The following is a 26,876-nucleotide window of genomic DNA, read 5'->3' as shown; positions in this document are numbered from 1 at the left end:
TTCGGCCGCCGCCGGAGCCAGCAAGTGCGGGCTGTTAGCGCGCAGCAGCGGGTGCAAAAAAATAATCGGGCCGGTGCGCGTGCACCGGCCCGTGAAGACGTGACGTATGTCGGCCGACGTTCAGCCGCGGTTCATCCGGTTCTCGATCAGGTCGTCCACCACCTGCGGCTCGGCCAGGGTCGAGGTGTCGCCCAGGCTGTCGGGGTCGTTCTCGGCGATCTTGCGCAGGATGCGGCGCATGATCTTGCCCGACCGCGTCTTGGGCAGGCCGGGGGCCCACTGGATGAGGTCGGGCTTGGCGATCGGCCCGATCTCGTGACGGACCCAGTCCGACAGCTCCTTGCGCAACGCATCCGACGGTTCGACCCCGCCCATCAGGGTCACGTAGGCATAGATGCCCTGGCCCTTGATCTCGTGCGGGTAGCCCACGACCGCGGCCTCGGCGACCTTCGCGTGGGCGACGAGCGCACTTTCCACCTCGGCCGTGCCCATGCGGTGGCCCGAGACGTTGATCACGTCGTCCACGCGGCCGGTGATCCAGTAATAGCCGTCCTTGTCCCGCCGGCAGCCGTCGCCCGAGAAGTAGTAGCCCTTGTACTGCTGGAAGTAGGTATCCATGAACCGCTGGTGGTCGCCCCAGACGGTGCGCATCTGCCCTGGCCAGCTGTCGGCCAGGCACAGGACGCCCTCGGCCTCGGTCTCCTCGATCTCCTTGCCGCTTTCGGCCTCGAGCACCACTGGCTGAACACCGAAGAAGGGCAGGGTGGCGCTGCCGGGCTTGGTGGCCGTGGCGCCGGGCAGGGGGGTCAGCAGGTGGCCGCCCGTCTCGGTCTGCCACCAGGTGTCGACGATGGGGCATCTCTCCTTGCCGACGACTTCGTTGTACCAGTTCCAGGCCTCGGGGTTGATCGGCTCGCCCACCGTGCCCAGCACCTTGAGCGACGACAGGTCGTACTTCTCGACCGGCTCATTGCCCTTGCCCATCAGCGCGCGGATGGCGGTGGGGGCCGTGTAGAACTGGTTGACCTTGTGCTTCTCGCATACCTGCCAGAAGCGGCCGGCGTCGGGATAGGTCGGCACGCCCTCGAACATCAGCGTCGTGGCGCCGTTGGCGAGCGGGCCGTAGACGATGTAGCTGTGGCCGGTCACCCAGCCCACGTCGGCGGTGCACCAGAAGATGTCCCCGTCGTGGTAGTCGAACGTGTACTGGTGCGTCATCGCCGCATAGACGAGGTAGCCGCCCGAGGTGTGCACCACGCCCTTGGGCTTCCCGGTCGAGCCGGAGGTGTAGAGGATGAACAGCGGGTCCTCGGCGCCGATCTCCTCGGGCTCGCACTGGTCCGAGACGTCCTGCTCCATCTCGTGCAGCCAGTGGTCGCGCCCGTCGACCCAAGCGATCTGCTGACCCGTCCGCTTGACGACCAGCACCTGCGGGTCCTCGGCGGCGTGGTTGATCGCTTGGTTCACGTTGTCCTTGAGGTTCGTCACCCGCCCGCCGCGCGGCGCGCCGTCCGACGTGATCACGACCTTCGCGCGGCAATCGTCGATGCGGTTGGCCAGCGCGTCGGGCGAGAAGCCGGCGAAGACGATCGAGTGCACCGCGCCGATGCGTGCGCAGGCCAGCATGGCATAGGCCGCCTGCGGGATCATCGGCAGATAGATCACCACCCGGTCGCCCTTTTCCACGCCCATGGACTTCAGGACGTTGGCGAACTTGCAGACATGCGCGTGCAGCTGCTGATAGGTGATGTGCTGCGCGTCTTCACCGTCCTCATCCGGCTCCCAGATGATCGCGGTCTGGGTCCCGCGGTCCTTCAGGTGCCGATCGATGCAGTTGGCGGCGACGTTCAGGGTGCCGTCCTCGAACCACTTGATCGAGACGTCGCCGTAGTCGAAGTTGACGTCCTTCACCTTGGTGAACGGCTTGATCCAGTCGATGCGCTTGCCGTGTTCGGCCCAGAAGCCTTCGGTGTCGTTGACCGAGGCGGCGTACATCTCGTCGTAGGTCGCCTTGTCGATATGGGCGGTCCCGGCGAAGGCGTCCGACGGCGGGTAGGTCTTTTCGGATTCGTCCAGCATTTCGTCTCCTCCCGGATATCATGTTTGTCGGCCGGTCCCGGCTGGGACGGGCGGATGATCGGGTGCGGCGGGCCGCTCAGATGGCGAGGTACTCGGCGCGCAGCTTCTCGTCGTCGAGCACCTCCTGCGCCGATCCGTCGTAGACGACCGATCCTATGTCGAGGATGACCGCCCTGTCGGCGAGCTTCAAGGCGGCGACGGCGTTCTGTTCGACGATCACGGTCGTGATGCCCTGGTCGCGGATCACGTTCAGCGTCTTGGCGATCTCCTGCACGATGACGGGGGCGAGGCCCTCGTAGGGTTCGTCCAGCAGCAGCACCTTGATGTCGCGGGCGAGCGCGCGCGCGATGGCCAGCATCTGCTGCTCGCCGCCCGAAAGCGTCACGCCCTCCTGCCGGCGGCGCTCGCCCAGGCGCGGGAACAGGTCGTAGAGCCGGTCGAGCGACCACCCCACGGGCGGCGCGATTTGCGCCAGTTGCAGGTTCTCCTCGACCGTGAGGCCGGGGATGATGCGCCGGTCCTCGGGCACCAGCGCGATGCCGTTGGCGGCGGCCTCGTGGCTGGCCATATTGTGCAGCGGCTGGTGGTCGAGCCAGATCTCGCCGCGCTTGAGCTCGGGATTGCCGAGGCGCGCGATGGTGCGCAGCGTCGAGGTCTTGCCGGCGCCGTTACGGCCCAGGAGCGCGAGGATCTCGCCCTCGTGGATGTTGAAGCTCACGTCCTGGACGATGTAGCTCTCGCCGTAATAGGCTTCTAGGTTCCAGACGCTCAGGAAGGCGGGCGCCGTCGCCGCGTGGTTGGCGTTCGGGTTCCAGTCCTTGCTGGTTCGGGGGGCGTTCATTGCTGTCCTCCGTGGCAGAGGCAATTCTTCGCCGAAGAATTGCCGGTCGCGATTTTTCGACGAAAAATCGCTAGTGCGCTTCTCCGAGATAGGCTTCCCGAACCTTCGGATGCCCCTTGATGTTGGCTGGCGTGTCCTCGACCAGCGGCGTGCCCTGGGCGAGCACGGTGATCCGCTCGGCCAGCGAGAACACGACGTGCATGTCGTGTTCGATGATCGCCATGGTGATGTTGCGCTTTGCCTTGATCTCTTTCAGCAGGTCGATCGTGTTGTTGGTGTCCGCCCGCGCCATGCCGGCCGTGGGCTCGTCCAGCAGCAGCAGCTTGGGCTCCTGGCTCAGGCACATCGCCATCTCGAGCCGCCGCTTGTCGCCGCGGCTCAGCGACGAGGCCTGCACGTGCCGCTTGTCGAGCATGTTGACGTCCTCGAGCATCCTCTCGGCCGCCTCGGTGATGTCGCGCTCGTTCGACACGCTTTCATAGGCGTGCATCCGGAACGCGCCGTCGCGCTTGGCGAAGATCGGGATCATCACGTTTTCGAACACCGTGAGGTCGCCGAAGATCTCGGGCGTCTGGAACACCCGTGAGATGCCCATCTGGTTGATCTCGTGCGGCTTGCGTCCCAGTACCGACTGGCCGTCGAACATGACGCTGCCGGTGTCGGGGATCAGCTTGCCGATCAGGCAGTTGAGCAGCGTGGACTTGCCCGCCCCGTTGGGCCCGATGATGGCGTGAACGGTATTCTCCTTCACGCTGAGGTTGACGTTGCCGAGGGCCTGCAGACCGCCGAAGCGCTTGCCCACGTTCTTGACTTCAAGGACACCCATTCGAGTCTCTCCTCATTCCGCGGGTTGCTTGGCGGCGCCTTCGGCCTCGGCGCCCTCGGCCTTCTTGTTGCGGCGGCGGAAGGCGAAGCGCCCGACCCGCTGTCCGCCCTCGACCAGCCCGCCGGGCAGGAAGATGACGACGAGCATGAACAGGATGCCCAGCGTCAGGTGCCAGCCCTTGCCGATGAAGGGATGCACGAGCGCGACCATCGCGTTCTCCAGCCCGTCTGGCAGAAAGGCGAACCAGCCGTGCAGGATCTGGTCGTTGATCTTCGAGAAGATGTTCTCGAAATACTTGATGAAGCCCGCGCCCAGCACCGGGCCGATCAGTGTGCCCGCGCCGCCGAGGATCGTCATGAGCACGACCTCGCCCGAGGCGGTCCACTGCATCCGCTCGGCCCCGGCCAGCGGGTCCATCGACACCATCAGGCCACCGGCTAGCCCGGCATACATCCCCGAGATCACGAAGGCGGCGAGCGTGTAGGGGCGCGAGTTCAGGCCCGTGTAGCTCATTCGCTGCTGGTTGGACTTCACCGCCCGCAGCATCATCCCGAATGGCGAGCGGAAGATGCGGATCGCCAGGTAGAAGGCGGCGATCATGATGATCGCGCAGACGTAGTAGCCCACGTTGAAGGTGAAGAGCCACGAGCCCAGCACCAGGTCGAAGCTGTCGCGCATTTCGAGCCCGAAGAGCGAGGGCACCGGCAGGTTGCCGCCCTCCGCGCCGCCGGTCAGGATGCGCGGGTCGTCAAGGCTCAGCTGAAGCCCGGTCTCGCCACCGGTGATCGGGGTCAGCACGGAATAGGCCAGCGCGAAGGACATCTGCGCGAAGGCCAGCGTCAGGATCGAGAAGTAGATCCCCGACCGCCGCAGCGAGATGTAGCCGATCAGCACCGAGAAGAGCCCCGCCACGATCACCGCGGCGACAATCGCCGGGATCACGTTCATGCTGAGCAGTTTCATCATCCACACCCCGGCGTACGAGCCCGCGCCAAGGAACGCGGCGTGCCCGAACGACAGGTAGCCGGTGAGTCCGAACAGGATGTTGAAGCCGATGGCGAAGATGCCGAAGATCACGAAGCGCTGCATCAGGTCGGGATAGCCCGCGTTGAACTGCGCCAGCTCGGATTCGACCGGGAAGGGGTTCAGAAGGAAGGGCGCGAACAAAGTCAGCCCGATGACGATCAGGAGCAACGTCCCGTCTTTCTTGTTCAGTCCGAGCATGGATCAGTCCTCCATCACGCCCTTGCGGCCCATCAGGCCACGGGGACGGGTGAGCAGAATGACGATGGCGACCAGGTAGATGATGATCTGGTTGATGCCGGGGATGAGGTCGATGACGGCCGACATCGAGGCGAAGCTTTCCAGGATGCCCAGCAGGAAGCCCGCGGCGACCGCGCCGGGCAGGCTGCCCATGCCGCCCACGACGACCACGACGAAGCTCAGGACCAGGAAGTCCATGCCCATGTGGTAGTTGGGCGCGTTGATCGGCCCGTACATCACGCCCGCCAGGCCCGCCACGGCCGCGGCGATGCCGAACATCATGGTGAAGCGCTTGTCGATGTCGATGCCCAGCAGGCCTACCGTCTCGCGGTCGGCCATGCCGGCGCGCACGACCATGCCGAACGTGGTGAATTGCAGGAAGGCGAAGACGCCCGCGATGATGATCGCGGCGAACAGAAAATACACCAGCCGCCAGTAGGGATAGATGATCTGGTTGGCTTCGAAGCCCAGCCATACGCCGAAGTCCAGGCTGCCGCGGAACGCTTCGGGCGCGGGGGTCTGGATCGGGTTGGCGCCGTAGAAGTACTTGATGATCTCCTGCAGCACGATTGCGAGGCCGAAGGTCACAAGGATCTGGTCGGCGTGGGGACGCTTGTAGAAGTGCTTGATCAGCCCGCGCTCCATTACGACGCCGATCAGGATCATGACGGGAATGGCGAACAGGATCGCCAGCGGCACCGACCAGTCGATGATCGCCGCGCCGGTGGATTCGCCGAAGATGTCCATGACGTAGGGCACGTCGACCTTGAGCGGGTTGCCCAGGAAGTCCGTGCGCTCGGGGTCGACGACCTCGTGGCTGAGGGTGAGCAGCCGCTGGACCGTCACCGCGCAGAAGGCGCCCAGCATGAAAAGCGCGCCGTGGGCGAAGTTGACCACGCCCAGCGTGCCGAAGATCAGGGTCAGGCCGAGGGCGATCAGCGCATAGGCCGAGCCCTTGTCCAGCCCGTTCAGGATTTGAAGGATGATCTGGTCCATGTGCCGAGATCCTCGTTGCGGGGCGGCGCACCGCCCGGGAGGCAGAGAGGGGGCGAGGGGCCGGAGTACCCGAGGGTCTCCGGCCCCGGCAGGCGCGTCAGCCTGCGCCGATCAGGCGCCCGGGTTGCAGGTGCCGAGCGCGCCGCCCGCGAATTGCGGGTGGTCCACCGGGTAGGTGACCTGCTCGACCGGCGTGATCTCGACGATCTCGAGAAGGTCGAACTCCGATTGCGGGTTCTCCTTGCCGCGCACCACGAGCACGTCCTTGAAGCACTGGTGGTCCTCGGCGCGGTAAAGCGTCGGGCCGTTGCCCAGACCGTCGAACTCGAAGCCCTCCAGCGCCTCGACCACGGCGCACGGGTTGAAGCTGCCCGCGCGCGACACGGCGTCTGCGTAAAGCAGCGTCTGCACGTAGCAGGTGTGGGCCGCCTGGCTGGGCGGGAAGCCGTACTTGGTGCCGAAGGACTGCACGAAGGCCTTGCTGCCCTCGTCGGGCAGCGACCAGTGCCAGTTGGTCGAGCCGTAGATGCCCTTCACGTTTTCGCCCGCGCCGCGCGCCATCAGGCGCGAGTAGAGCGGCACGACGATCTCGAAGTCCTTGCCGTTGGCCTGGGCCTCGCGCAGGCCGAACTGCACGGCGTTGGTCAGCGAGTTGACCATGTTGCCGCCGTAGTGGTTCAGCACCAGGACGTCCGCGCCCGAGTTCAGCACCGGCGCAATGTAGGACGAGAAGTCGGTCTGCGTGAGCGGGGTCTTTACGGCGTTCACCGTCTCCCAGCCCATCGCCTCGGTCGAGGCGCGGATCGCTTCTTCGGTGGTGTAGCCCCAGTTGTAGTCGGCGGTCAGGTGATACGCCTTGCGGTCGGTGCCATAGGCGTTGGCCAGCACCGGCGCGAGCGCCGCGCCCGACATGTACGAGTTGAAGAAGTGGCGGAAGCCGTTGGCCCGCTTGTCCTTGCCGGTGGTGTCGTTCGAGTGGGTGAGACCGGCCATGAAGATCACGCCCGCCTCCTGGCAGAGCGCCTGCACCGCCACGGCCACGCCCGAGGACGAGCCGCCGGTAATCATCACCGCGCCGTCCTTCTCGATCATCGACTTGGCGCTGGCGCGGGCGGCGTCCGACTTCGTCTGCGTGTCGCCGGTGACGTACTCGACCTTCTTGCCCAGGATGCCCGCCCCGTCCAGCGCCTGCGACGAGAACGTCTGCAACATGCCGCCGTCGCCTTCGCCGTTCAGATGCTCGACCGCCAGCTGGTAGGCACGCAGCTCGTCCGCACCTTCGTCGGCGTAGGGGCCCGTCTGCGGCACGTTGAAGCCGAGCGTGACGGTGCTGCCCGTCGGCTCGTTCGTGAATCCCTGCGACCAGGCGGCGCCCGAAAAGATCGTCGGCAGCGCAAGACCGGCGCCGGTGGCGGCACCGGTGCGCAGAACGCCACGCCGTGTGAAGTTCGAACTGGACATGTATATCCTCCCATTTTCACTGATTGCGCCGGTCCGCCTCCATTCGGACCGGCGCAGAGTCCCTTTACAGGACTGACGGAAGGATGTGTCCGTCGCGAAAACGAAGCAACAAGGCGCTGCGTGGGCAGGATTTTTCTGTAAAGCCTTACACAGATCGGTCAGACTGCCTGTAAACAAATTATCACGCAGGTGCAGAAAGTGACTGGAAGGAACGGGTTTTTCCGATGCCGCGGCCGGGACTGACGGGCAGCCGCATCCGGGCGCGGCGGCTGGATCTGGGGATCAAGCAGGCGGAACTGGCACGCAGGCTGAGCATTTCGTCCTCTTACCTCAACCTTATCGAGCACAACCGGCGGCGAATCGGCGGCAAACTGCTGGTCGAGCTTGCGCGCGCGCTCGAAACCGACCCCGCCACGCTGGCAGAGGGCGCCGAGGCCGCGCTGATCGAGGGGCTGCGGCTTGCCGCCGCCGCGCCCGAAGGGGCAGAGGCCGAGCTGTCCCGGATCGAGCAATTCGCCGGCACCTTTCCCGGCTGGGCCGGGCTGATCGTGGCGCAGGGCCGGCGCATCGCAGCGCTCGAACGGGTGGTCGAGACGCTGAACGACCGGCTGACCCACGACCCGTTCCTGTCGGCGTCGCTGCACGACGTGCTTTCGACCGTCACCGCCATCCGTTCGACCAGCGGCATCCTGCGCGACGACGACGGCATCGACCCAGAATGGCGCAAGCGGTTCCACCGCAACCTCTACGAGGACAGCCGCCGGCTTGCCGAAAGCGCGCAGGCGCTGGTCAGCTACCTCGATGCCGGCGGCAGCGCCGATCGCGACGTGGCCGCGCCGCAGGAAGAACTCGAGACCTGGCTGGCCGCGCGCGGCTGGCACTTGCCCGAATGTGAACGCGCGCTGCCGGCCTCGTTCGACCGGGTGGTGGAGGCGGCGGAAGAGCTGTCCTCCGCCTCGGGCCGTGCGCTCGCCCGCGCGCACCTGGAGCGCGCCCACCGCGAGGCGCAGGCGATGCCTCTGGCCGAGGTGCGCCGCCTCGTGGCCGAGCAGGGCGTTGATCCGGCGGCGCTGGCCGGCCGCTTCGGCACCGACCTCGTGTCGGCGTTCCGGCGGCTGGCGACGCTGCCTGAAGACGACCTGCCGTCAAGTGTCGGGCTGGTGACCTGCGACGGTTCGGGCACGCTGACGTTCCGCAAGCCGCTCGAGGGTTTCCCGCTGCCACGCTTCGGCGCGGCCTGCCCGCTCTGGCCACTCTACCAGGCGCTGTCGCGGCCGATGCAGCCCATTCGCGCCGAGCTTGAACAGGTCGGCCGGGTGCCGCAGCGCTTCACCGCCTTCGCCATAGGGCAGCCCAGCCACCCCGAGGGCTTCGGCGGCCCTCAGGTGACCGAGGCCGCTATGCTGATCCTGCCGCTCGACGGCCCCGCGACCGGCCCTGTGCAGCCTGTCGGCACGAGCTGCCGGATCTGCATGCGCGAGCCGTGCCCGGCGCGGCGCGAACCGTCGATCGTCGGCACATCCGCCTGAAGCTGCGCGAAAAACCTTCTGAAAGGTTTTTCGGAAGGTTTTTCTGAAAAGCCTTCGCCCGTGGCCGGTGTTTTGACAGGGCGGGCCGGTCGCGCCATAGTTTCGCGACTGCGCGCCGTGCCGGGTCCGGGGAGGGAGCCGTGGCGCGCACTTCTCTGGGGAGGGGAGCCCCGAATGGGCAAGCAGGTCCTTATCATCGAGGACGAACCGAACATCATCGAGGCGATCCGCTTCATCCTGTCGCGCGACGGATGGAACGTCGCCACGCATTCCGACGGCGCCACCGCGCTCGAGGCGGTGGCGCGGCGCAAGCCGGACATCGTCATCCTCGACGTGATGCTGCCCAACCGCTCGGGCTACGACGTGCTTCAGGACCTGCGCGCCGACCCGGCGACCGAGGGTCTGCCCGTGCTGATGCTGACCGCGCGCGGCCAGAGGAAGGACCGCGAGATGGCCGAGCGGCTGGGCGCCAGCCGCTTCATGACCAAGCCCTTCTCGAACGCCGACGTGCTGAACTCGGTGCGCGAGATGGTGGCGCCGTGAGACCGCCGCGCGAGCCGGTATTCCTCGAGCGGCAGACCTATCGCCGCCGCCGGCTGATGGACGCCGCGCGGCTTCTGCCGCTTCTGGGGGCCGTGCTGTTTGCCTTCCCGCTGGTGTGGGGCGAAGACGGCGGCTCGACCGCCGTGCGGGGGCTTTATGTCTTCGGCGTCTGGTTCTTCCTGATCCTGAGCGCCGGACTGATGGCGCGGCGGCTGGCCGACAGCGACGCGCCGCCCCCGCCCGAGGGCGGCGACGCGCCGGAGTGAGGCGATGCTGTCGTTCAACGTCCTCGTCGCGGTGTGCCTGGCCTACGTGGCGTTCCTGTTCATCGTGGCCTTCGTCGCCGAGAAGCGGGCCGAGGGCGGGCGGCTCGGCTGGCTGAGAAGCCCCTGGGTCTACACGCTGTCTCTGTCGATCTACTGCACGGCGTGGACGTTCTATGGTGCCGTGGGCTACGCCGCGCGCTCGGGGCTGGAGTTCGTCACGATCTACCTTGGCCCGACGCTGGTCATGGTCGGCTGGTGGGCGCTTCTGCGCAAGCTGGTGCGCATCGGGCGGACGCAGCGCATCACGTCGATCGCGGACCTGATCTCGTCCCGCTATGGCAAGTCCAACCTGCTGGGCGTCATGGTCACGCTGCTCGCGGTCGTGGGCACCACGCCGTACATCGCCCTGCAACTGCAATCCGTGACACTGAGCTTCGCGGTCTTCGCGCAGGACTCCCACGTGGTCACGCCGGAAAGCTGGGCCGTCACCGACCTGAACGCCACGGCACTTTGGGTGGCGGCGGGGCTCGCGCTGTTCACCATCGTCTTCGGCACGCGGAACCTCGATGTGAACGAACGCCACCACGGCGTGGTCACCGCCATCGCGCTTGAGGCGATCGTCAAGCTCGTGGCGCTGCTGCTCGTGGGGGCCTTCGTCGTCTGGGGCGTGGCCGGCGGCGCGCGCGAGATCTTCGCCATGACCGAGGCCTCGCCCATCGCCGCATGGGACATCGACGGCGGGCGCTGGGTGTCGCTGACCTTCCTCTCGGCCGCGGCGTTTCTCTGCCTGCCGCGCATGTTCCAGGTGCTGGTGGTCGAGAATGCGGACGAGCGTCACCTCGCCACGGCAAGCTGGGCCTTCCCCCTTTACCTGTTCCTGATGAGCCTGTTCGTCGTGCCCATCGCTGTCGTGGGCCTGGCCGTGCTGCCCGCCGACGCCAACCCCGACCTCTTCGTGCTGACCGTGCCGCTGGAATTCGACCGGGCGGGGCTGGCGATGCTTTCGTTCCTGGGCGGCTTCTCGTCGGCCACCTCTATGGTGATCGTCGCGACCATCGCGCTGTCGACGATGGTTTCGAACCACATCGTCATGCCCATCTGGCTGAGCGCCGGGCAGGGCGGGGCCACCGTTTCCGGCGACGTGCGCAACGTGGTGCTGCGCGCGCGCCGCATCTCGATCGCCGGGCTGCTGCTGCTGGGCTACCTGTACTTCCGCCTGTCGGGCGGCGGCGCGGCGCTGGCGGCGATCGGCCTGATCTCGTTCGTGGGGCTGGCGCAGGTGCTGCCGGCGCTCGTGGGCGGCATCTTCTGGCGCGGGGCGACGCGGCTGGGCGCGGCGGCGGGGCTGGGCATTGGCTTCGCCGTGTGGACCTATGCGCTGCTTCTGCCGAGCTTCGGAGAAAGCGGCGCGATGTCGGCTGCGATGCTGGCCGAGGGGCCGTGGGGCCTCGGCTGGCTCAGGCCGCAGGCGCTGTTCGGGATCGACGGGATGGACCCGGTCACCCATGCGCTGTTCTGGTCGATGGCGCTGAACACGCTGGCCTTCCTGGCCGGCTCGCTCGCCAGCTTCCCCGGCCCGGTGGAGCGGCTTCAGGGCGCGGATTTCGTCAACATCTTCCGCTTCGGCGCGGGCACCCGCGGCTGGTCGGCCCACATGGCCGAGGCCGAGGACCTGCTGATCATGGCGCAGCGTATCCTCGGCCCCGCCGAGGCGCAGGCGCTGTTCCAGGCGCAGGCCGCCGAGCAGGGGAAGGAGGGCTATCTGCCCGACACGACGCCCGAGTTCCTGGAGAAGCTCGAGCGCGAACTGTCGGGCTCCGTCGGGGCGGCGACGGCGCATGCCATGATGGGCCAGATCACCGGCGGTGCGGCGGTGTCGGTCGAGGAACTGATGCGCGTGGCCGACGAGACCGCGCAGATCATGGAATACTCCAGCCAGCTCGAGGCGAAGTCGGCCGAGCTGGGCCGCACCGCCCGGCAGCTGCGCGAGGCGAACGAGAAGCTGACCCAGCTGTCCATCCAGAAGGACGCCTTCCTCAGCCAGATCAGCCACGAACTTCGCACGCCAATGACCTCGATCCGGTCGTTTTCCGAGATCCTGCGCGACGGCGAGGAAATCGACGCCGGGGCGCGCACCCGCTACGCCGCGATCATCCACGACGAGGCGCTGCGCCTGACGCGGCTGCTCGACGACCTGCTCGATCTCAGCGTGCTCGAGAACGGGCAGGTGACGCTGAACGAGCGCCCCGCCAGCCTGCACGAGGTGATCGACCGCGCCGTGTCTGCCACGCAGTCACGGCTGGGCCGGCTGCGGATCGAACGCCAGGCGGCGGACGAGCGGGTGGTGCTGTTCACCGACACCGACCGGCTGGCGCAGGTCTTCATCAACCTGATCGCCAACGCCGAGAAGTACTGCGACGCCCCGCGCCCCGTCCTGCGTATCACCGTGCGGCAGGAGCCGGGCGCGGTGAGCGTGGACTTCGTCGACAACGGCTCGGGCATCCCGCGCGAAAGCCAGGGCGTCATCTTCGAGAAGTTCTCGCGCCTGTCGGACACCCGCGCGGCGGGCGGTGCGGGGCTGGGGCTGGCCATCTGCCGCGAGGTGATGGCGCGGCTGGGCGGGCGCATCGCCTACCTGCCGGGACAGGGCGGCGCGGCCTTTCGCGTGACGCTGCCGCGCGCGCGGGCCGAGGCCGCCTGACGTTCAGTCTTTGGTAACGGTGGCCTGCGACAAGGGCCCAGAGCCAGCCTGAAGGATGTGCATGAGCGGGGACGCCAGACCCTCGGCGCTGCGCCGCAAGCTGCGCGGCCCGCCACGGACCGAGACACCGGCGGATGACGGGCTGCGGGCCTGGCGGCTGGCGCTCGCCCGGGCGCTGTCCGAGACGGCGTCGCTGCCCGCCCGCGTTCGCGGCATCGCGCGGGACGAGGTCGCGCCAGACGCGTTCGAAGCGCTGCCCGGCGAGGGCGACCTGATCCTGCTGCTCGAAGCCGGGTCGGGCCGCTTCGGACTGGCGCTGGTCGACGCGGCGCTGCTGACCTCGGTGATCGAGGCGCAGACGATGGGCCGGGTCATGCCGCGCCCGGTGCCCGAGCGCGCGCCCACCGGGACCGACGCGGCGATGGTGGCCGATGCGCTGGACCGGATGCTGGTGCTGGCCGAGCGGGACGTGCCGGGCGCCGAGTGCACGGGCTTCCGGTACGCCACGCGGCTGCAGGGCGGCCCGGCGATCGTGCTGGCGCTCGCGGACGACACGCACTCGCTGATGGATGTCACCTTCGACCTTGGCAACGGCGCGCGGGAGGGGCGGTTGCGGCTGCTGTTCCCGCCCGTCCCGGCCCCCGAGGTCGAGACGCCGGACAAGCCGCACGCCGCCCCCTGGGCGGAGCGGCTGGAAAAGGCGGTGATGGGGGGCGAGGTGACGGTCGACGGCCGCCTGGGTCGTCTGCGCCTGACCGCCGAAGAGGTCATGGCCCTGCGCCCGGGCGCGACGCTGCCGTTCGACCGCAAGGACCTCTACCGCGTGCGGCTGATCACGCGCGACGGCACGACGGCCGCGCTGGCGCAACTGGGCCGCTCGGGCGGCTATCGCGCGCTCCGCCTGCTCCCCCGGGAAGAGGCGAAGGCCGCCCCGGACTGGGACGCGGCCCCGGAGCCGCCCCCGCTTCCGTCCGAGGAGTGAAGGCTCAGACCGACTCGATGCGCAGCGCCACCGGTTCGCCGACGATGACGCCGGTCTCGGCCATGCCCTGCAGGGCCGCGTCGAGCGCCGGGCGCGCCGTGCGGTGGGTGACGATCAGCACTGGCGCGGTCTTGTCCTCGTGCCCGTACTGGCGCATCCGGTCGATCGAGATGCCCTCGGCCCCCAGTGCCGTGGCGATCTTGGCCAGTGCGCCCGGTTTGTCTTCGAGCGTCATGCGCAGGTAATAGGGCGCGGGCGTCGAGGTGGTGGCCTTTTCCACCGGCGACAGGCTCGCCGCGGGCTTGCCGAAGGTCGAAAGCCGCGTGCCGCGCGCGATGTCCACGATGTCGGACATCACCGCGCTCGCGGTCGGTCCCTCGCCCGCGCCTGCGCCGCGCAGGACGATCTGGCCAACGCTGTCGCCCTCGAGTACGACCATGTTCATCGCGTCCTCAAGCTGGCCCAGCGGCGAATCCGCCGGCACCAGGCAGGGCGACATGCGCTGCATCAGCCCGCGCCCGGTCATCTGCGCCACGCCCAGCAGCTTGATCCGGTAGCCCATGTCGGCCGCCTGCCGAATGTCGTCGATGCTGATCCGCTCGATTCCCTCGAGCTTCATCGCGCCGAAATCGACCTGCGTGCCGAAGGCGATCGAGGCCAGCAGCGCCAGCTTGTGCCCGGCATCGATCCCGCCCACGTCGAGCGTCGGGTCGGCCTCGAGATACCCCAGCGCGCGCGCCTCCTCGAACACCTCGTCATAGGGCAGCTCGGCGTCTTCCATCCGGGTCAGGATGTAGTTGCAGGTGCCGTTCATCACGCCCATCACGCGCGTGATCTCGTTGCCCGCCAGCCCCTCGGTCAGCGCCTTGACCACCGGGATGCCGCCGGCGACGGCGGCCTCGAAGCGCAGCGCGGCGCCGCGCGCCTCGGCCTGCTCGGCCAGCGCCTGCCCGTGGATCGCCAGCATCGCCTTGTTCGCGGTCACCACGTCCTTGCCCAGGCCGAGCGCGGCCTCGACCGCCGCCTTCGCGGGGCCGTCCGAGCCGCCCATCAGCTCGACGAACACGTCGACGTCGTCGCGGCGGGCCAGGGCGACCGGGTCGTCCTCCCACTCGTAGCCCTGAAGCCGCACGCCCCGGTCCTTGTCGCGGGTGCGCGCCGAGACGGCCGAGATCGTGATCTCGCGCCCCGTGCGGCCGGCCAGCAGCGCGGCGTGGCGCTGGACGATGCGGACGACGCCGGTGCCGACGGTGCCGAGGCCCGCGATGCCAAGGCGGAGAGTGGTGGTCATGTGGCGCTCCCGTGATCAGGCGTGAAGGTCGGCGCGACCTCTAGCCCGTTTACCCGCGGGCGGCAACGGCGGCGCTCAGGCGTCGAGGTCGGCCGCGCGCAGTGCCTCGGCCCGTTCGCGCAGGCGCGCGGCGCGCTCGGCCAGGTCTCCGCTGGTGGCGCGGTCGATGCCGCCCAGGGCGGCCGCCCGGCGCTGCAGCGCCTCGGCCTCCGCGACCGTGATGCGCGGATCGCGTTCGGCCGCCGCAAGCAGCGTCTCAAGCGGGACGAGCTCGGGGTAGGGCGCGGCGAGCGCGCGTTCGGCGGCGGGCGTGTCCAGCCCGGGAACCTGGGCACAGGCGGCGAGGGAAAGGCAGGCCAGCAGGGGCAGGGCGCGCATGGAACCTCCGTTAGTGCGGGCGCACCATAGGGCGGCCGCGCCCGCTCGCCAAGCGGCGGGCGGCACGCTATAGCAGGCGCGCAACCGCAACCGAAAGAGCCGCCCGTGTCCGACGTCCTGGCCCGCCTCCGCCCCTCCGCCCCGCGCCGCGTCTTCGGGACCGGCGTGCTTGCCCTGCTGGGGGTACTCCTGGCCTGGCTGGCCCTGACGACCGACCCGGCGATGGGCTGGCGGATCGCGCTTCTGGCCATTTCTGCCGCGGCGCTGTGGCTGGCGGTGCGGCTGTGGCAGGCCACGGCCGGGGCGGTGGAGCTGACGGCGGAGGGGTTGCGCGACACCGACGGCACTCCCATCGCGCCGCTCGCCGCGATCGAGGGGCTCGACCGCGGCGCCTTCGCGTTCAAGCCGTCGAACGGCTTCCTGGTCCGGCTCGACACGCCGGGCCCGCGCGCCTGGGCGCCGGGGCTGTGGTGGCGGCTGGGCCGGCGCGTGGGCATCGGCGGCGTCACCTCGGCCTCCGAGGCCAAGTTCATGGCCGAGCTTCTGTCCGGCATGGTGGCCGACCGCCGCGAGTGACCGCATCGGCGGCAGGTTGATGCTTTTTCATGCGCCGGGGCGTTACCCTTGCGACGCACGCCCGGTCCCGGGCGATTCGCGGACCAAGCAGGGAGAGCCGTATGACCGACGCCAGAGCCGTGAGAGAGCCGACGTTCCGCGAGTCCGTCGACCTGATGTTCAACCGAGCCGTGGCGCTGACGGACCTCAGCCCGGGTCTGGAAGAGAAGATCCGCGTCTGCAACGCAACCTATGTCGTGCGCTTCGGCGTCCGGCTGCGCGGCGGCATCCAGACCTTCACCGGCTATCGCAGCGTGCACTCGGAACACATGGAACCGGTCAAGGGCGGCATCCGGTATTCGCCGCTGGTCAACCAGGACGAGGTCGAGGCGCTGGCCGCGCTGATGACCTATAAGTGCGCGCTGGTCGAGGCGCCCTTCGGCGGCTCGAAGGGCGGGCTGTGCATCGATCCGCGCGAGTACGAGGAAGACGAACTCGAGCGGATCACCCGCCGCTTCACCTATGAGCTGGCCAAGCGCGACCTGATCCATCCCAGCCAGAACGTGCCGGCCCCCGACATGGGCACCGGCGCGCGCGAGATGGCGTGGATCGCCGACCAGTACGCGCGGATGAACACCACCGACATCAACGCCAACGCCTGTGTCACCGGCAAGCCGCCCCATGCCGGCGGCATCGCAGGCCGGGTCGAGGCGACGGGTCGCGGCGTGCAGTACGCCCTGCGCGAATTCTTCCGCCATCCCGAGGACGTGGCCAAGGCGGGGCTTTCGGGCAAGCTCGACGGCAAGCGCGTGATCGTGCAGGGCCTGGGCAACGTGGGCTACCACGCCGCGAAGTTCCTGTCGGACGAGGACGGCGCCCGCGTCACCGGTATCATCGAGCGCGACGGGGCCCTGGTCAGCGACACCGGCATCGACGTCGACAAGGTGTATAACTGGATCCAGCGCCACGGCGGCGTCTACGGCTATCCCGACGCGACCTATGTCGAGGAAGGCGGCCCGGTGCTCGAGCACGAGTGCGATATCCTGATCCCCGCCGCGCTCGAAGGTGTGATCAACCTCACCAACGCCGAGCGCATCCGCGCTCCGCTGATTATCGAGGCGGCGAACGGTCCGATCACCGCCGGCGCCGACGAGATCCTGCGCCAGAGGGGCACGATCATCATCCCCGACCTCTATGCCAACGCGGGCGGCGTGACGGTCAGCTACTTCGAATGGGTCAAGAACCTCAGCCACATTCGCTTCGGCCGCATGCAGCGCCGGCAGGAGGAGGCCCGCCACGAGCTGATCGTGCGCGAGCTCGAGCGGCTGTCGGCCGATCACAACATCGGCTGGGAGCTGTCGCCGGACTTCAAGGAGAAGTACCTGCGCGGGGCGGACGAGCTGGAGCTCGTGCGCTCGGGCCTTGATGACACCATGCGCACCGCCTACCAGTCGATGCGCGAGGTCTGGCATGCCCGCGACGACGTGGTCGACCTGCGCACGGCCGGGTTCCTGGTGGCCATCGGCCGCGTTGCCGCCAGCTACCGCGCCAAGGGGCTCTGAGGGTCGCAAACCTTCGTCGAAGATTTGCGTGCCCGAATTTTCACCGAAAATTCGGGCACGGAGGCGCAGGCCGGTGCGGAACGACCCTGAGCCACTTGTTGAACAGCAACAACAGCAGCATCCCGCCGCGCGCGGGGTGCGAATACGTTGTTCGCGTAAACAGTTCAACCTTCGTGATGCGCGGAAGGTTCTTCCACTTCGGCGCATCGGACCGGTGGCCAAGGCCGCGGGGCTGGACGGCAAGCTCGACGCGGGTGCTTCACCCCGGGCGCGGGCAGCGACGCGGTGTCCTTCTTGAAAGGCTGCCGCGACCTGTGCTTCTGAAACCGGAGCGCGCAGCCTGATCCGAAGCGCCAAGATCGTTTTCACGATCTTGGCAAATTCCTTGCGAGGAATTTGCGCGCGCCTGTGACCTCGCGCCCCGCTGGACTCCGGCGGGGCGCTTTCCGATACTGCGCGCCATGAGTCTCCCCCCCGGATTTCTGGACGAACTGCGCAACCGCATCAGCCTGTCACAGGTGGTGGGGCGCAAGGTCATGTGGGACCAGCGCAAGTCGAACCAGGGCAAGGGCGACATGTGGGCGCCGTGCCCCTTCCACCACGAGAAGACCGCCAGCTTCCACGTCGACGACCGCAAGGGCTTTTACTACTGCTTCGGCTGCCACGCGAAGGGCGACGCCATCGGCTTCGTGAAGGACACCGAGAACGTGGGCTTCATGGAGGCGATCGAGATCCTGGCGCGCGAGGCCGGGATGCCGATGCCCGCCCCCGACCCGCAGGCGCAGAAGAAGGCCGACCGCCGCACGCAGCTGGCCGACGTGATGGAGCAGGCGGTGCAATGGTATCGCCTTCAGCTCAAGACCGGCGCGGCGGCGAATGCGCGCGCCTACCTGGCCAAGCGCGGCCTGAGCGAAGAAGCGCAGAAGCGCTGGGAAATCGGATTCGCTCCGCCGCGCGGGCTGTTCCAGCACCTCACCGGCAAGGGCGTCCCGGCGGATCTGGTGATCGACGCGGGTCTCGCGGCGCGGTCCGACCGGGGCGGTGAGCCCTATGACCGCTTCCGCGACCGCATCCTGTTTCCCATCCGCGACCCGCGCGGCCGCGCCATCGCGCTGGGCGGGCGGGCGATGTCGCCCGAGGCGCGTGCGAAGTATCTCAACTCGCCCGAGACCGAGCTCTTCGACAAGGGCCGCAGCCTCTATAACCACGCCAACGCCCGTTCGGCCGCCGGCCGGGGCCAGACGCTGATCGTGGCCGAGGGCTACATGGACGTGATCGCGCTGGCCGAGGCCGGGTTCGAGGCGACTGTCGCGCCGCTGGGCACCGCGATTACGCCGGATCAACTTCAGCTCATGTGGCGCATCCATCCCGAGCCGGTCATCGCGCTCGACGGTGACACCGCCGGCCTGCGCGCGGCCATGCGGGTGATCGACATCGCGCTGCCGCTGCTCGAGGCCGGCAAGTCCCTGCGCTTCTGCCTGATGCCCGAGGGGCAGGACCCCGACGACCTGATCCGGGCGGGCGGCGCGTCGGCCATGCAGGCCGCGCTGGACGAGGCGCAGCCGCTGGTGTCGCTCCTGTGGCGGCGCGAAACCGAAGGCCGGACCTTCGACAGCCCCGAGCGGAAGGCGGCGCTGGAAAAGACGTTGGGCGACGCGACGCGGAAGATCCAGGACCAGACGCTGCGGCGGCACTACGACGACGCGTTGAAACAGATGCGGTGGGAGCTGTTTCGCCCCCGCCGCCCGCAGCGTGACCGCAAGCCGTGGACGCCCAGGGGCCAGCAGGCGCCGGTGGCCGCGCATGCCGCGACCCGCTCGTCGCTTCTGGCGCGCGGGACCGGCGCGATCGAGGAGGAACTGCGCGAGGCGGTGATCCTGGCGACGCTGCTGGTCCACCCGACTCTGCTTTCGCGGTTCGAGGGCGAGGTCGAGCGGCTGGACCTTGCGACCGAGGATCATCGGGCGATCCGGGCCGCGCTTTTGCGCCACGCGGCCGAGCCGCCCGAGCGTTTGCGGCCCTGCGTCGAGGACATGGTCGGCCCGGCAGCCCTTGAAAAGCTCTTCGCGCCGCGCCATGTGGCAATCGCTCCTGCCATCCGCAACGCCGGGGACAGCGACATCGCCGGAATCTGCCTGGCCGAGGAACTTGCGAAGCTGACCGCCGCGCGCGGCGCGCGGCGCGAGCTGGACGAGGCGCTCGAGGATTGGGGCGACGTTGCCGACGAGGGGCTGACATGGCGTCTGGGCCAGGCGGCCGAGGCGCGCAACCGCGCTCAGCGAAGCGAGACAGAGGACCGGACCGAGTACGACATCGGCGCCAACGGGGCGCGCATCCGGCGCGAGGAGCGGGACGCGCTTGACGCGCTGCTCGAGCGCATCACGTACGCCAAGGGCGGATCCGAAGGGCGCGAGGGACCGTGACTCGTGGTGAGTAAACGGTAAAGGAAAACGGGGTTAAACGGGTGTGCGAATCGTTGATTCGCGCTGTAGATTCGAAAGCTGCGAATCGCCCGCGCATGGAAGGAGTGCCGTATGGCCGCCAAGGACACCGACGACCGCAAGCCGGACGACCAGGACGGGGAAGTCATGCTCGACATGAGCCAGGCGGCGGTCAAGAAGATGATCGCCGAGGCCAAGGAGCGCGGCTACATCACGTATGATCAGCTCAACCAGGTCCTGCCGCCCGAGCAGGTCAGTTCCGAGCAGATCGAGGACGTGATGTCGATGCTCTCCGAGATGGGCATCAACGTCATCGAGGACGAGGAAGCCGACGAGGACGACGGCAAGGGCGGCGAGGTGGTCGAAACCTCGACCTCGCGCGAGGTCGCGGTCGCGCAGACCGAAGGCGGCGAGAAGCTCGACCGCACCGACGATCCGGTGCGCATGTACCTGCGCGAAATGGGGTCGGTCGAACTGCTCAGCCGCGAGGGCGAGATCGCCATCGCCAAGCGGATCGAGGCCGGGCGCAATTGCATGATCGCGGGCCTGTGCGAAAGCCCGCTGACCTTCCAGGCGATCACCATCTGGCGCGACGAGCTTCTTAACGAAGACATTCTGCTGCGCGACGTCATCGACCTCGATGCCACCTTCGGCCGCTCCATGGCCGGGGAGGAAGACGAGGACGAGGGCGACGAGCCGGTGGTCGAGGGGCTCGATGTCGCCCAGCCCGACCAGGCGGCCCAGCCCAAGAAGAAGAGCAACGAGCCCGAGTACGACGCCGACGGCAACCCGATCGCGAAGTCCGACGACGACGACGAGGAGGAAGAGCAGGCCAACATGTCGCTCGCCGCGATGGAGGCCGCGCTCAAGCCCCGCGTGCTCGAGACGCTCGACATCATCGCGCGCGACTACACCCGCCTGTCCGAGATGCAGGACCTGCGGATGTCGGCCACCCTGAACGAGGACGGGTCGTTCACCAAGCAGGCCGAAGCCGAGTACCAGAAGCTGCGCTCGGAAATCGTGCTGCTGGTCAACGAGCTGCACCTGCACAACAACCGCATCGAGGCGCTGATCGACCAGCTTTACGGCATCAACCGCCGAATCATGTCGATCGACAGCTCCATGGTGAAGCTTGCCGACCAGGCGCGCATCAACCGCCGGGAATTCATCGACGCCTATCGCGGGCGCGAACTGGACCCGACCTGGCTTGACCAGATGGCGCAGAAGTCCGGGCGCGGCTGGCAGGCGTTCATCGAACGCTCCACTCCGAAGATCGAGGAACTGCGCGCCGAGATGGCCCAGGTCGGCCAGTATGTCGGCGTCGACATCAGCGAATTCCGCCGCATCGTGCAGCAGGTCCAGAAGGGCGAGAAGGAAGCCCGCGCGGCCAAGAAGGAAATGGTCGAGGCCAACCTCCGCCTCGTGATCTCCATCGCCAAGAAGTACACGAACCGCGGTCTGCAATTCCTGGACCTCATCCAGGAAGGCAACATCGGCCTGATGAAGGCCGTCGACAAGTTCGAGTATCGCCGCGGCTACAAGTTCTCGACCTACGCGACATGGTGGATCCGGCAAGCCATAACGCGCAGCATCGCCGACCAGGCCCGCACCATCCGCATCCCGGTCCACATGATCGAGACGATCAACAAGCTGGTCCGGACCGGCCGCCAGATGCTGCACGAGATCGGCCGCGAGCCGACGCCGGAAGAGCTGGCCGAGAAGCTGCAGATGCCGCTCGAGAAGGTTCGCAAGGTGATGAAGATCGCCAAGGAGCCGATCTCGCTCGAGACGCCCATCGGCGACGAGGAAGACAGCCAGCTCGGGGATTTCATCGAGGACAAGAACGCCGTCCTGCCGCTCGACTCGGCCATTCAGGAGAACCTGAAAGAGACCACGACGCGGGTTCTGGCATCGCTCACCCCGCGCGAGGAACGGGTCCTGCGCATGCGCTTCGGCATCGGCATGAACACCGACCACACGCTGGAAGAGGTCGGCCAGCAATTCTCGGTCACCCGCGAACGTATTCGCCAGATCGAGGCCAAGGCGCTGCGCAAGCTCAAGCACCCCAGCCGCTCGCGCAAGCTGCGGTCGTTCCTGGACCAGTGATTTTCAAGCGGCGGCCCTCGGGCCGCCGTTTTCGAATGGCAAGGAGGTTGCCGATGAAACGCCTCGTCCCCTTCGTTCTCGCCGCGCTTATGGCCACGCCCGCCTCGGCCTTCATCGCCACCAACGGCATGGTGGTCGAGCGGACGGGGCCGACCGAGTTCTTCGTACCCTATCGCGGGCAGTCGGCGCCGCAGGCGTTCTGGTGCGCCGCCGGGCAGTACGCCTGGCAGGAGCTTGGGATGAACACGGGCCGCATCTGGCGGCTGTCCCCGCCTCGCCGCCGCTCGGGCGAGGGTATCCTGTTTTCGCTGCGGCTCGAGGGGGCGGCCCGCGATACCGGGCTTCTGCTGATCGGCGGCGACCGGGGCAGCCTTTCGGTCACGCTGGCGCGCAAGCTGTGCGAGCGTCCGGAGGACCGGCGTTAACCGGTCTGGCGCGGTTTCACGTAGAACTCGCGCACGAGGACGTAGATCGTCACCGTCAGCGGGGCGCTGAGGATCACGCCGATCACGCCGAAGAGCGTGCCGATGGCGACCAGCGCCAGCAGGAACACGGCGGGCGGTACATCCGCGACGCTGCGCTCGACCATGGGCAGGATGAAGTTCGACTCCACCTGCTCGATCCCGAGGTAAAGCAGCGCCGTCCACAGCGCCATCGCCGGGCTCATCGTCAGGGCGAGGATCATCGCCGGCACCGCGCCGAGGATGGGGCCGACGATGGGCACGAACTCCAGCAATCCCGCGATCAGCCCCAACGCCAGCGGCGTCGGCAGCCCGATGGCCCAGGTGCCCACGCCCACGCACACGCCGACCACGGTCATCGCCACGAGCTGCCCGCGCAGCCACGCGCTCAGCCCCTCGCCGGCGCAGGTCAGGCCGCGGCGGATGTCCTCCTGCCGCTTGCGGGGAAAGAGGGCGACCAGCCCGTCGCGGTACATCCCGGGCGCGGCGGCCAGGAAGATGCCGGCGACGACGACCAGCACGAAGGCCGTGGCCGCCCCGGCGAGGGCGAGCGACCAGCTGGTGATGCGCCCGGCCAGCGTCTCGACGATGCCGGCGCCGGAGACCATGCTTTCAATGGGAATGCGGTCGCTGATGCCCTGCTCGATCTCCTGCGCCGCGGCCGGCAGGTCGGTGGCAAGCTGACTCGCCTGGTCCAGCAGGTTGGGTGCGACGAACCACACGATCAGCGACACGCCCGCGATCAGCAGCACCGCCGCCACGCCCACCGCGGCGCGGTGAGGCAGCCCCGTGCGGCGCTTGAGCGGCCCCGCCACGTTGAGCAGCACGGTCGCGGCGATGACACCGGCGAAGGTCAGAAGCAGCGTGTCGCGCACCGTCCAGACCAAAAGCGCCGCGGCCGCGACGGCGGCCACGACGAGCACGCGGTTCAGAAACCCCCTGAGCGGGTCGAGGTGCGGCTGTTCGTCCTGCGACATGGAACGGGAACCTGCGCCTCTTCGGCGGGGTTCCCGGGCACTTGCATGCCGCTGCGTCCGGCCGCAGGATCGGGCCCATGCAGACACGGTTCGAGATCGCGACGGCGGGGCAGGGACTCCACGAGTTCACGGACGAGGTGCGCGACTGGCTGGCGGGGGTCGGTGACGGTCTCCTGACGCTCTTCGTCCGCCATACCTCGTGCTCGCTGCTGATACAGGAGAACGCCGACCCGGACGTGCAGCGCGATCTGCACGCCTTCTTCACCCGGCTGGTGCCGCCTTCGGACGACCCGTCGATGTCGTACCTGCGGCACACGATGGAGGGCCCCGACGACATGCCGGCGCACATCAAGGCCGCGATGATGCCGGTCAGCCTGTCGATCCCGGTGAAGGCCGGCCGCCCCGTGCTCGGCACCTGGCAGGGCCTATACCTGTTCGAGCACCGCGACCGCCCCCACCGCCGCACCGTCGCGGCACAATTCATGGCCGGGTGAGGGGACGTGCGCCCGAGGTCGGCACCGTCCTCTCGTAACGGCTGTCTTCGCTGAGCCCGGCAAAGTCGCTCCCGCTGACCGCATCCCCAGCCCGGGCCATCGGCCCGGGCAGCGCCCGACCGCCCCCAGGGCGGGCACTGCCCTCGTGTCGGTGCGAAACGGGTGAGGGTCTGCGCGGTGAAAATGTGCACAGCCGCTCCGCAACTTGTCACTCCCGCTGACAAACAAGCCAAGCCCGGCCCCGTGGCCCGGGCAGCGCCCGACCGCCCCCCAAGGCGGGCGCTGCCCTCGCGTCGGTACGAAGCGGATGCGGGTGTCCGTGGTGGAGGCCGGGCCAAACGCGCGCCGTCTGCCCCGGCTCGCTCCGAGTGCCCGCGCTCAGTCGTCGAGCACGAAGGTGATCTGCATGTTCACCTGGTAATACTCGATCTCGCCGTTGGACACCTTCACCCGGTTCTCCTTGACCCAGGCGCCGGTGATGTTGCGGATGGTCTTGCTGGCCCGGTCGATGCCCTGCTTGACGGCGTCGTCGAAGCTGGTGGGCGAGGTGGCGGAAATTTCGGTGACGCGTGCGATGCTCATAATGACTCTCCTCCAAATGATGACGCAGGGTAACCCGAGTCGGAGGAGAGCCAAAGCCGCACGCGCCGCCCGGCGTCAGTATTGCGGCATCAGGAAAATCTCGCGCACCGACGCGCGCGGATCGGCCTGGATGGCGTGCAGCACCGCATCAGCCACGTCCTCGGGGTGCAGCTTGTCGGGCTTCTCCTCGTCGAAGAAGTCGGTGTTGACCATGCCCGGCGCGATCAGGGTACAGCGCCCGCCCCACTCGCGCATCGCCTCGGCCATGTTGCCGGCATAGCCGTGCACGAACCACTTGGTCGCGCCGTAGATCGAGCCCGAGATATGCGTGCGCCCCGCGGCCGAGCCGGTCAGCACCAGCGTCCCCTTCGTCTTCTTCAACTCGGGCAGGACCACGCGCGTCGTCCACAGCACGCCCATCACGTTCAGATCGACCATCGCGCGCCAGTCGTCCGGGTCGCCCTCTGGTCCGCTCGACGTGCTCAGCCCGCGCCCGGCATTGGCGAAGGCGGCGTCGATGCCGCCGAAGCGCTCGACCGTCTGCGCCACCGCCTCGCCCAGCCGGCCGAGGTCGGTCGCGTCGCCGCTCAGGGCCAGCGCCCGGTCGCCCAGCTCGCCCGCCAGCGCCTCGAGCCGGTCGGTTCGGCGCGCGATCAGCGCCACGTTCCAGCCCGCCGCGTGTGCGGCCCGCGCGGTTGCCTCGCCGATGCCAGACGATGCGCCTGTGATGAACAGCGTTTTCGCCATCGTTCGTCCCCGTTTCCTTGGAATACGGCCCCCAACGCATGAAGACGTGCCGCGGGTTCATGTTGCCCGCGGGTCGCTGCATCTAGGGGCTGTGAATAACATCTACCCAAGCCCTTGACGGTTCCCTATACTCATCGCGGAGTTCCGGGGCTGATCACCGAGGGGAAGGCCATGCGCTGCCCGTTTTGCGGCAACATCGACACGCAGGTGAAGGATTCGCGTCCCGCCGAGGACCACGTAGCCATCCGGAGGCGACGGTTCTGCCCGGCCTGCGGCGGCCGCTTCACCACCTACGAAAGGGTACAGCTGCGCGACCTCGTGGTGATCAAGACCAACGGCCGGCGCGAGGATTTCGACCGCGACAAGCTTGAACGCTCGATCCGGATCGCGCTTCAGAAACGCCCCGTCGAGCCCGAGCGCGTGGACCAGATGATCAGCGGCATCGTGCGGCGGCTCGAAAGCATGGGCGAGACGGACATCCCGTCGAAGACGATCGGCGAGATCGTGATGGAAAGTCTCGCCCGGATCGACACCGTGGCCTATGTGCGCTTCGCGAGCGTCTACAAGAATTTCCAGGAAGCCGACGACTTCGACCGCTTCGTCAGCGAGCTGCGGCCGCCCGTCAAAGCGGACGAGTGACCGGGGACGACACCCGCTTCATGGCGCTGGCCCTGTCGCTGGGGCGGCGCGGGGCCGGGCGGTGCTGGCCGAACCCGGCGGTGGGCTGCGTCGTGGTGCGAAACGGCCGCGTGGCCGGGCGCGGCTGGACGCAGCCGGGCGGACGGCCCCATGCCGAGACGGTGGCGCTGGCGCAGGCGGGCGAGGCGGCGCGCGGCGCGACGGCCTATGTCACGCTGGAACCCTGTGCCCATCACGGCAAGACCCCGCCCTGCGCCGAGGCGCTGGTGGCCGCCGGCGTCGCCCGCGTCGTCACTGCCTTCGTCGATCCGGACCCGCGCGTGGCCGGGGGCGGACACGCCATCCTGCGGCAGGCGGGGGTCGAGGTGACGACCGGTGTGCTGGAGGCGCAGGCGCGGCGGCACCATGCCGGGTTCCTCAGCCGCGTGGTGCAGGGGCGCCCGGCGCTGACGCTGAAGCTCGCCACCAGCTTCGACGGCCGCATTGCCACCGCCACCGGCGAGAGCCGTTGGATCACGGGGCCGGAGGCGCGGCGGCTGGTTCATGCCGAGCGCCTGCGCCACGACGCGGTTCTGGTGGGCGGCGGCACGGCGCGGGCGGACGATCCGCAACTCACGGTGCGCGACATGGGCGCGGCCTGGCAGCCCGTGCGGGTGATCGCGGCGCGCCACCTGACCCTTCCGCGCCAGGGCCGGCTTTGGGACAGCGTGCCCGATGCGCCGCTATGGCTGCTGCACGGCGCGCGGGAGGGCGACGTGAAGCCCGAGGCGGTCGAGGCCTGGCAGGCGCAGGGCGCACGCACGCTACCGGTCGAGGTCGCGCCCTCGGGACAGCTCGACTCGGCGGCGTTGCTGTCGGCGCTGGGGCAGGCGGGCCTGACGCGGGTCTTCTGCGAAGGCGGCGGAGCGCTGGCGGCGTCGCTGTTGCAGGCGGGGCTGGTGGACCGTCTGGTGGGCTTCACCGCCGGTCTTGCGCTGGGGGCCGAGGGGCAGCCGTCGATCGGCGCGATGGGCCTCGACCGACTGGCCGAGGCGCCACGCTTCCGGCTGTCCTCGGTGCGGCAGGTGGGTGCGGACGTGATGCACGAGTGGGAGCGGGCGTAGGAGGCTTTTTCAGCGGGGGCAAGAGGCTCTTCCGTCCGGGCCGGCGGCCCGGA

At 68.6% G+C, this 26,876-nt stretch carries 24 protein-coding genes; 13 read left to right on the top strand and 11 right to left on the bottom strand.

Annotated features, from left to right (window positions below):
* Positions 1–120: 120 nt before the first annotated feature.
* The 6 genes from acs to BM162_RS13875 all read right to left on the bottom strand — a co-directional run bounded on the left by acs (position 121) and on the right by BM162_RS13875 (position 7,466).
* Complete coding sequence (gene acs, locus BM162_RS13900) at positions 121–2,079, bottom strand: acetate--CoA ligase (RefSeq protein WP_093423092.1); 1,959 nt, start codon at positions 2,077–2,079, stop codon at positions 121–123.
* 76 nt (positions 2,080–2,155) lie between these two features.
* Positions 2,156–2,920, bottom strand: coding sequence for an ABC transporter ATP-binding protein (locus BM162_RS13895; RefSeq protein ID WP_093423090.1), 765 nt, complete (start codon positions 2,918–2,920; stop codon positions 2,156–2,158).
* Between the two features lie 70 nt (positions 2,921–2,990).
* A complete protein-coding gene (locus BM162_RS13890; RefSeq protein ID WP_093423087.1) occupies positions 2,991–3,746 on the bottom strand; it encodes an ABC transporter ATP-binding protein in 756 nt (251 codons plus the stop codon).
* A gap of 12 nt (positions 3,747–3,758) precedes the next feature.
* Entirely contained in the window at positions 3,759–4,970 is a 1,212-nt protein-coding gene (locus tag BM162_RS13885; protein WP_093423084.1) for a branched-chain amino acid ABC transporter permease, read from the bottom strand.
* Positions 4,971–4,973: 3 nt separating this feature from the next.
* Entirely contained in the window at positions 4,974–6,005 is a 1,032-nt protein-coding gene (locus BM162_RS13880; RefSeq protein ID WP_093423081.1) for a branched-chain amino acid ABC transporter permease, read from the bottom strand.
* Between the two features lie 111 nt (positions 6,006–6,116).
* The gene (locus tag BM162_RS13875) at positions 6,117–7,466 is read right to left on the bottom strand and encodes a substrate-binding protein (protein ID WP_093423079.1); all 1,350 of its coding nucleotides are present in this window, start codon (positions 7,464–7,466) and stop codon (positions 6,117–6,119) included.
* Positions 7,467–7,690: 224 nt separating this feature from the next.
* Here BM162_RS13875 and BM162_RS13870 point away from each other — a divergent pair, with 224 nt between their 5' ends.
* The 5 genes from BM162_RS13870 to BM162_RS13850 all read left to right on the top strand — a co-directional run bounded on the left by BM162_RS13870 (position 7,691) and on the right by BM162_RS13850 (position 13,487).
* Positions 7,691–8,995, top strand: a complete 1,305-nt coding sequence (locus BM162_RS13870; RefSeq protein ID WP_093423076.1) for a helix-turn-helix transcriptional regulator — start codon at positions 7,691–7,693, stop codon at positions 8,993–8,995.
* A gap of 174 nt (positions 8,996–9,169) precedes the next feature.
* On the top strand, positions 9,170–9,538 hold the full coding sequence (locus BM162_RS13865; RefSeq protein WP_093423074.1) for a response regulator transcription factor: 369 nt from the start codon (positions 9,170–9,172) through the stop codon (positions 9,536–9,538).
* On the top strand, positions 9,535–9,804 hold the full coding sequence (locus BM162_RS13860) for a hypothetical protein (RefSeq protein ID WP_093423071.1): 270 nt from the start codon (positions 9,535–9,537) through the stop codon (positions 9,802–9,804). Before BM162_RS13865 ends, BM162_RS13860 begins: the two co-directional genes overlap by 4 nt.
* Positions 9,805–9,808: 4 nt before the next feature.
* Entirely contained in the window at positions 9,809–12,505 is a 2,697-nt protein-coding gene (locus BM162_RS13855; RefSeq protein ID WP_093423069.1) for an ATP-binding protein, read from the top strand.
* A gap of 61 nt (positions 12,506–12,566) precedes the next feature.
* The gene (locus BM162_RS13850; RefSeq protein ID WP_093423066.1) at positions 12,567–13,487 is read left to right on the top strand and encodes a FliM/FliN family flagellar motor switch protein; all 921 of its coding nucleotides are present in this window, start codon (positions 12,567–12,569) and stop codon (positions 13,485–13,487) included.
* A 4-nt stretch (positions 13,488–13,491) separates the two neighbouring features.
* On the opposite strand, the gene BM162_RS13845 is transcribed toward BM162_RS13850, so the two are convergent.
* Positions 13,492–14,778 carry a homoserine dehydrogenase gene (locus BM162_RS13845; RefSeq protein ID WP_093423063.1) on the bottom strand — a complete coding sequence of 429 codons (1,287 nt, stop codon included), beginning with the start codon at positions 14,776–14,778 and terminating at the stop codon, positions 13,492–13,494.
* 75 nt (positions 14,779–14,853) lie between these two features.
* On the bottom strand, positions 14,854–15,156 hold the full coding sequence (locus BM162_RS13840; protein ID WP_093423060.1) for a hypothetical protein: 303 nt from the start codon (positions 15,154–15,156) through the stop codon (positions 14,854–14,856).
* A gap of 105 nt (positions 15,157–15,261) precedes the next feature.
* Here BM162_RS13840 and BM162_RS13835 point away from each other — a divergent pair, with 105 nt between their 5' ends.
* From BM162_RS13835 to BM162_RS13815, 5 genes are all read left to right on the top strand, one after another.
* Positions 15,262–15,732 carry a hypothetical protein gene (locus BM162_RS13835; protein WP_177215163.1) on the top strand — a complete coding sequence of 157 codons (471 nt, stop codon included), beginning with the start codon at positions 15,262–15,264 and terminating at the stop codon, positions 15,730–15,732.
* A gap of 101 nt (positions 15,733–15,833) precedes the next feature.
* A complete protein-coding gene (locus tag BM162_RS13830; RefSeq protein ID WP_093423054.1) occupies positions 15,834–17,273 on the top strand; it encodes a Glu/Leu/Phe/Val family dehydrogenase in 1,440 nt (479 codons plus the stop codon).
* A gap of 461 nt (positions 17,274–17,734) precedes the next feature.
* Positions 17,735–19,696, top strand: coding sequence for a DNA primase (gene dnaG, locus BM162_RS13825; protein WP_093423052.1), 1,962 nt, complete (start codon positions 17,735–17,737; stop codon positions 19,694–19,696).
* A gap of 111 nt (positions 19,697–19,807) precedes the next feature.
* Positions 19,808–21,820 (top strand): RNA polymerase sigma factor RpoD, encoded by a 2,013-nt coding sequence (gene rpoD, locus BM162_RS13820; protein ID WP_093423049.1) that lies wholly within the window; start codon positions 19,808–19,810, stop codon positions 21,818–21,820.
* A gap of 53 nt (positions 21,821–21,873) precedes the next feature.
* Positions 21,874–22,245: a hypothetical protein gene (locus BM162_RS13815; RefSeq protein ID WP_093423046.1), complete on the top strand. Its 372-nt coding sequence runs from the start codon at positions 21,874–21,876 to the stop codon at positions 22,243–22,245.
* On the opposite strand, the gene BM162_RS13810 is transcribed toward BM162_RS13815, so the two are convergent.
* On the bottom strand, positions 22,242–23,258 hold the full coding sequence (locus BM162_RS13810; RefSeq protein ID WP_093423044.1) for an AI-2E family transporter: 1,017 nt from the start codon (positions 23,256–23,258) through the stop codon (positions 22,242–22,244). The two genes, BM162_RS13815 and BM162_RS13810, sit on opposite strands and share 4 nt — an antisense overlap.
* Before the next feature lie 77 nt (positions 23,259–23,335).
* On the opposite strand from BM162_RS13810, the gene BM162_RS13805 reads away from it, so the two are divergent.
* A complete protein-coding gene (locus BM162_RS13805) occupies positions 23,336–23,752 on the top strand; it encodes a secondary thiamine-phosphate synthase enzyme YjbQ (protein ID WP_093423042.1) in 417 nt (138 codons plus the stop codon).
* Positions 23,753–24,130: 378 nt separating this feature from the next.
* Here the strand turns inward: BM162_RS13805 and BM162_RS13800 are convergent, their stop codons facing one another.
* Together BM162_RS13800 and BM162_RS13795 are read right to left on the bottom strand one after the other, a co-directional pair.
* Positions 24,131–24,334, bottom strand: a complete 204-nt coding sequence (locus BM162_RS13800; protein ID WP_093423039.1) for a dodecin family protein — start codon at positions 24,332–24,334, stop codon at positions 24,131–24,133.
* 75 nt (positions 24,335–24,409) lie between these two features.
* On the bottom strand, positions 24,410–25,081 hold the full coding sequence (locus tag BM162_RS13795; RefSeq protein WP_093423037.1) for an SDR family oxidoreductase: 672 nt from the start codon (positions 25,079–25,081) through the stop codon (positions 24,410–24,412).
* Positions 25,082–25,252: 171 nt separating this feature from the next.
* Between BM162_RS13795 and nrdR the strand changes: the two genes are divergently transcribed.
* Positions 25,253–25,720, top strand: coding sequence for a transcriptional regulator NrdR (gene nrdR, locus BM162_RS13790; protein WP_093423034.1), 468 nt, complete (start codon positions 25,253–25,255; stop codon positions 25,718–25,720).
* Entirely contained in the window at positions 25,717–26,823 is a 1,107-nt protein-coding gene (gene ribD, locus BM162_RS13785; protein ID WP_245759272.1) for a bifunctional diaminohydroxyphosphoribosylaminopyrimidine deaminase/5-amino-6-(5-phosphoribosylamino)uracil reductase RibD, read from the top strand. Before nrdR ends, ribD begins: the two co-directional genes overlap by 4 nt.
* Positions 26,824–26,876 lie beyond the last annotated feature (53 nt).

The sequence above is a fragment of the Tranquillimonas alkanivorans genome, from assembly GCF_900115595.1.
Lineage (GTDB): Bacteria > Pseudomonadota > Alphaproteobacteria > Rhodobacterales > Rhodobacteraceae > Tranquillimonas > Tranquillimonas alkanivorans.
Note: the sequence above shows the minus strand (reverse complement) of the source record. Positions and strands in the feature narration are given on the sequence as shown.